A 5,111-nucleotide genomic window follows, 5' to 3' on the forward strand; every position below is an offset into this window, starting at 1 on the left:
GCCCCCGGTACCGTCCCCGCCCGCACCGCCGTGACCGCCACGACCGGCGCCGGGGACGCCCGCGCCCTCCTCGCCCGCGACGGCGCCGTCGTCCTCACCGGCCTGGCACCCGACGGCGACGCGCTCGCCGTCGCCGCCGCCCTCGTCCTCGGCACCCGGCTGCGGCAGCTCTTCCCGCCGCGCCTGCGCCACTCGCGCGACGGGAACGCGGTCCACCTGCACGCCGACAGCTTCGACGTCGTCGTCGACACCGGCGGCACGCCGGTCCGCCGCCGCGACCCCGACGAGGACCACGTCCTGGTCCAGTGCGTCGAGCAGGCCCCGTCGGGCGGCGCGTCGTTCGTCGTGGACGCCTACCGGTTCGTGGACGGTCTCGCGGACACCGACCCGGAGCTGTGGGAGTTCCTCACCACCGCCGACGTCGACCTCTACGGAGCCTGGGCCGGGCTGCGCGGCCTGCCCGCCACCCCGCGCGTCGGCCGGCACGTCGAGTACACCCGCACCGGCCGCCGTATCGTCCGCCGCACCGACGGCGCCGTCCCGCTGCACCGGGACCCGGACGAGGACCGCGTCCGCGCCCTGCTGAAGCGGTTCGAGGAGCGCGTCCACGCCCTGGAGCCCGGCCTGCCCCGGTTCGCGCTCGCCCCCGGCGAGGTGCTGCTGCTCGACAACTACCGCTGCTGGCACGGCCGCGACGCCCACACCGGCGACCGCGTGGTCCGCATCCTCACCCTCCGCACCGACGACGCCCGCTGACACCCGGGCCCGGTACCCGCTGACACCCGGGCCCGGGAACGGGGCCCCGGCGTCAGGATCGCGTATACCGGGCGGTCACCGGCGCGGGGATGTGGTTACGCTTCTTGGAGGCCCGGCACGTCCCGGGCCTCCTGGGACGAGCGGGACCATCAGCGCAGAGGGGACGAGCCGTGCCGGTGGGCGGGCGACGCGACAGCCGTTTCGGACAACTGCTGCGCCGGGGGTTCACCGACCCCAGATCCGCCGAGCGGCTCCTCGACGCCCCCGCCCTGCGCCCGGTCGGCGACCACCCCGTGCTCCTCGACGCCCTCGGCGCCACCGCCGACCCCGACCTCGCGCTGCGCGCCCTGGTCCGGCTGGCCGAGGCCCAGCCCGAGGCCCGCCGGGCCCGGCTGCTGGACACGCTGCTCGCCGCCAAGCCGCTGCGCGACCGGCTGCTCGCCGTCCTCGGCGCCTCCGAAGGGCTCGGTGACCAGCTCGCCCGCCACCCCGACGAGTGGCAGGCCCTCGTCGCCTTCGAGAGCGCCGACCTGCACCCGGGCGTCGAGGAGTTCGAGACCGCCCTCGCCCCGGCCACCGACCCCGACGCGCTGCGCGTCCGCTACCACCGGGCGCTGCTGACCATCGCCGCCCGCGACATCACCGGCACCACCGGCTTCGCGGAGACCGCCGCCGAACTGGCCGACCTGGCCACCGCCACCCTCCGCGCCGCCCTGCGGATCGCGTCGAACGAGGCCCCCGCGGACGCCGCCCTGTGCCGGCTCGCCGTCATCGGCATGGGCAAGTGCGGCGGCCGGGAGCTGAACTACGTCTCCGACGTCGACGTCATCTTCGTCGGCGAGCCCGCCGAGGGCGTCGGGGAGCAGCCCGCCCTCCAGGCCGCGACCCGGCTCGCCGCCCGCATGATGCGCGTCTGCTCGGACACCACCGCCGAGGGCACCATCTGGCCCGTCGACGCCAACCTCCGCCCCGAGGGCCGCAACGGCCCGCTGGTCCGCACCCTCAGCAGCCACCTGGCCTACTACCGGCGCTGGGCCAAGACCTGGGAGTTCCAGGCGCTGCTCAAGGCCCGCCCGGTGGCCGGCGACCTCACCCTCGGCGGCGACTACTGCGCCGCCGTCGCCCCCCTGGTGTGGCAGGCCACCGAGCGCGAGAACTTCGTGGCCGACGTGCAGCAGATGCGCCGCCGCGTCGAGGAGTCCCTGCCCGCCGCCCAGGCCGAGCGCGAGCTGAAGCTCGGCCCCGGCGGACTGCGCGACGTCGAGTTCGCCGTCCAGCTCCTCCAGCTCGTCCACGGCCGCACCGACCCCGAGCTGCGCCACGCCACCACCCTCGACGCGCTGGCCGCCCTCGCCGCCGGCGGCTACGTCGGTCGCCAGGACGCCGCCTCCCTCGACGCCTCCTACCGCTTCCTGCGCACCGCCGAGCACCGCCTCCAGCTCCACCGGCTGCGCCGCACCCACCTCATGCCGACCGAGGAGTCCGAGCTGCGCCGCCTCGGCCGCTCCCTGGGCTTCACGGGCGAACCCGTCGAGGAGCTGACCGCCGCCTGGCGCCACCACACCGCGGGCGTCCGCCGCCTGCACGAGAAGCTCTTCTACCGGCCGCTGCTGGACGCCGTCGCCCGACTCGACGCCGGCCAGGTCCGGCTGGGCGAGGCCGCCGCCAAGGAGCGGCTGGAGGCTCTCGGCTACGACGACCCCGCCGCCGCGCTCCGCCACCTGTCCGCGCTGGCGTCCGGCGTCACCCGGAAGGCCGCCATCCAGCGCACCCTGCTGCCGGTGATGCTGGCCCGGTTCGCGGACTCCGCCGACCCCGACGCCGGACTGCTCGGCTTCCGCAAGGTCTCCGACGCCCTGGGCACCACCCCCTGGTACCTGCGGCTGCTGCGCGACGAGGGCGCCGCCGCCGAGAACCTCGCCCGCGTGCTGTCCGCCGGGCGCCTCGCCCCCGACCTGCTGCTGCGCGCCCCCGAGGCCGTCGCCCTGCTCGGCGACCCCGCCGGGCTGCGCCCGCGCACCCGCCGCGCCCTCACCCAGGAGGTGCAGGCCGCCGTCGGCCGGGCCGACTCGCCGGAGGCCGCCGTCACGGCGGCGCGCGGCGTACGGCGGCGCGAGCTGTTCCGCACCGCGGCGGCCGACATCGTCGGCGCCTACGCGACCCCCGAGGGCGCCGGCGCCGCCGAGCCCGCCGAGGCCCCGGGCCCCGTCCTCGACCGGGTCGGCGCCGCGCTCACCGACATCAACGCCGCCACCATCGCGGGCGCGCTGCACGCCGCCACCGCCTCCTACGGGACGGACGGCCTGCCCACCCGGCTCGCCGTCATCGCCATGGGCCGCTTCGGCGGCCAGGAGCTGAGCTACGGCTCGGACGCCGACGTGATCTTCGTGCACGAGCCGATGGACGGCGCGGGCGAGGAGGAGGCCGCCCGGGCCGCCGCCGCGGTGGCCAACGAGATGATCCGGCTGCTCCAGCTGCCCAGCATCGACCCGCCGCTGCACATCGACGCCGACCTGCGGCCCGAGGGCAGGAACGGCCCGCTGGTCCGCTCGCTCAGCAGCTACGCCGCCTACTACCGCCGCTGGTCGCTGGTCTGGGAGAGCCACGCCCTGCTGCGCGCGGCGCCGGTCGCCGGCGACCCGGGCCTGGGGGAGCGGTTCATCGAGCTGATCGACCCGCTGCGCTACCCGGCCGACGGGCTGACGGAGAAGGCGGTCCGCGAGATCCGGCGGCTGAAGGCCCGGATGGAGGCCGAACGGCTGCCGCGCGGCGCCGACCGCACCACCCACACCAAGCTCGGCCGCGGCGGCCTGTCGGACATCGAGTGGACCGTGCAGCTCCTCCAGCTCCGGCACGCCGGGTCCGAACCCGCCCTGCGCACCACCCGCACCCGGCGCGCGCTGGCCGCCGCCGCCGACACCGGCCTGCTGGACCCGGTGGACGCGGCGGTGCTGGACGAGGCGTGGGTGCTGGCCTCGCGGGTGCGGAACGCGGTGATGCTGGTGCGCGGCCGACCGCTGGACACGTTCCCCACGGACCCGCGCGAGACGGCGGCGGTCGCCCGTTTCCTCGGCTACGGGCCGGGGGAGGTCGGGCGGATGCTGGACGACTACCGGCGCACGACGCGGCGCGCGCGGGCCGTGATGGAGCGGCTGTTCTACGAGGGCTGAAGCCGCGGCGGCCCGGCGGGCGGCCCGACGTGCCGGGGCAGCCGGTAGCACGGGCTCCCGTACCACAGGTGGGCGACGGCGTACCCGAAGGCGAGGCAGAGCATGCCGCCGACGGCGTCGAGCCAGAAGTGGTTGGCCGTCGCGACGATGACCAGGAGGGTGACGGCGGGGTAGAGCGCGCCGAGCAGTTTCAGCCACCAGGGCGCGGCCAGCACGGCCACGGTGACGCCGCACCACAGGGACCAGCCGATGTGCATGGACGGCATCGCGGCGTACTGGTTCGACACGGACGCCAGCGTGGTGCCCTCGGCGGACAGCGAGCCCCAGGTGTGGTGCACCCGCGCGGTGTCGATGAAGTCCATGCCCTCCATCAGGCGGGGCGGCGCGAGCGGATAGAAGTAGTACCCGACCAGGGCGACGGCGGTGGTGGCGAACAGCACCGTGCGGATGGCCCCGTACCGGCCGGGGTGGCTGCGGAAGAGCCAGACCAGGACGGCGATGGTGACGACGAAGTGCAGCGTGGCGTAGTAGTAGTTCATCGACACGATCAGCCAGGTCACACCGGCGGCGGCGTGATTGACGGACCGTTCGAACGCGAGGCCGAGCGAGTCCTGGAGGTCCCAGATCCAGCGGGCGTGCTGCTGCGCCTGCTCGATGCGGGTCGGGGCGGCGTTGCGGATCAGCGAGTAGATGCCGTAGCTGAGGGCGATGAGCAGCAGTTCGAACCAGAGCCGGGGGCTGCGGGGGGTCCGCAGCGACCCCAGTCGCTTCCGGGCCTCGGAGACTGCGGCGGTGTCCTGGTCCCGATCGGTCACGAGCCCTGCATCCACTCGCTCATCTTCCGGCCTGACGCGTGTTGCCCCCATGGGCCCACAGTCTGCCAGAGGACTGACGCCGACCCGATCATCCTCCGGTCTGGTCTTCACCCCGGCATCTTCCCCCACGCCCCCACACCGACCACCGCCGGGCCTGCCGGCTGCGGTCTTTCCGGGGGCGACTCCCCGGTGCCCTCGCGTGGGGTGGTCCGTTGTCGGGCCTGCGGTGTGGCGGGCGTGGTGGCGGTGGAGGCTCGGGGTGGCCGATTCGGGTGTGCTGCGGTCTTTCTGGGGGAGCGACCCCCGTACCCCGGCGTCCTGCGGTCTGTCCTCGGGCCCTGCCGTGTGGCGGGCGCGGCGGGTCAGGACA

General features: G+C 75.7%; 3 protein-coding genes. 2 read left to right on the forward strand and 1 reads right to left on the reverse strand.

Annotation, left to right across the window (positions count from 1 at the left end; translation table 11 throughout):
- On the forward strand, window positions 1–756 hold a 756-nt coding region (locus ACSNOC_RS26890), incomplete at its 5' end, for a TauD/TfdA family dioxygenase (RefSeq protein ID WP_436750178.1).
- Between the two features lie 170 nt (window positions 757–926).
- Window positions 927–3,926, forward strand: coding sequence for a bifunctional [glutamine synthetase] adenylyltransferase/[glutamine synthetase]-adenylyl-L-tyrosine phosphorylase (locus ACSNOC_RS26895; protein ID WP_436750179.1), 3,000 nt, complete (start codon window positions 927–929; stop codon window positions 3,924–3,926).
- Here ACSNOC_RS26895 and ACSNOC_RS26900 read toward each other — a convergent pair.
- Window positions 3,914–4,792: a phosphatase PAP2 family protein gene (locus ACSNOC_RS26900; protein WP_436750180.1), complete on the reverse strand. Its 879-nt coding sequence runs from the start codon at window positions 4,790–4,792 to the stop codon at window positions 3,914–3,916. The genes ACSNOC_RS26895 and ACSNOC_RS26900 overlap by 13 nt on opposite strands.
- Window positions 4,793–5,111: the final 319 nt, after the last annotated feature.

The organism is Streptomyces sp. URMC 129 (assembly GCF_051386415.1).
GTDB lineage: Bacteria > Actinomycetota > Actinomycetes > Streptomycetales > Streptomycetaceae > Streptomyces.

Coding starts and splice junctions, on each gene's coding strand:
- ACSNOC_RS26900 (WP_436750180.1), bottom strand. CDS start 4,792: ATGGGGGCAACACGCGTCAGGCCGGAAGATGAGCGAGTGGATGCAGGG.